Source organism: Streptomyces sp. NTH33 (genome assembly GCF_003236365.1).
Lineage (GTDB): Bacteria > Actinomycetota > Actinomycetes > Streptomycetales > Streptomycetaceae > Streptomyces.
Window position 1 is genome coordinate 1 of record NZ_POTZ01000984.1, and the last position, 921, is coordinate 921.

Below are 921 nucleotides of genomic sequence, written 5' to 3' on the forward strand. Positions count from 1 at the left end.
GGGCGGGTGTACCTGGCCCGGTCGGATCGGGGGCGGACCGTCGCCGTGAAGCTGGTGCGGCAGGAGCTGGCGCAGCTGGAGGAGTTCCGGGCGCGGTTCCGGCAGGAGGTGCAGGCCGCGCGGCGGGTCGGCGGGTACTGGACGGCGCCCGTGCTGGACGCGGACACCGAGGCCGCCGTGCCGTGGGTGGCCACCGGGTACGTCGCCGGGCCCAGTTTGCAGCAGGTCGTCGGGCACGACCACGGCCCGTTGCCCGAGCGGTCGGTACGGATCCTCGCGGCCGGGCTGGCCGGTGCGCTCGAGGACATCCACGCCGCCGGGCTCATCCACCGCGACCTCAAGCCGTCCAACGTGCTCGTCACGATCGACGGCCCGCGCGTCATCGACTTCGGCATCGCGCGGGCGCTGGAGACGGTCACGGACGGCGGGCTCACCCGGACCGGCGCGCTGGTCGGCTCGCCCGGGTTCATGGCGCCCGAGCAGGTGCGCGGTGACCGGATCACTCCGGCGTGCGACGTCTTCTGCCTCGGCTCGGTGCTCGCGTACGCCGCGACCGGCGTGCTGCCCTTCGGCGGTGCCGACAGCGGGGTGCACGCGCTGATGTTCCGCATCGCCGAGGAGGAGCCCGCCCTCGACACGCTGCCCGAGGGCATCGCCGACCTCGTCCGCGCCTGCCTGCAGAAGGACCCGGCCGCCCGGCCGACCCTCGACCAGGTCGTCCAGCGCACCGGCGCCGAGAACACGGTCGCCGACGGCCGTCTCCGCGACCCGTGGCTGCCGGGCGCCCTGGTCGCCCAGCTCGGGCGCCACGCCGTCCAGTTGCTGGACGCGGAGAGCCCGGAGGAGCCGCGGGCACAGGAGGAACGCGGGCCGGACGGGGCGGCCGGAGCCGGCGCGGTGGAGCCGGCCAAGGGGGAGGGG

General features: G+C 76.1%; 1 protein-coding gene. It reads left to right on the forward strand.

The annotated features are described in order from the left end of the window. Nucleotides 1–921: serine/threonine-protein kinase (locus tag C1I97_RS37975; RefSeq protein WP_441349202.1), on the forward strand; the 921-nt coding region annotated here is incomplete at both ends.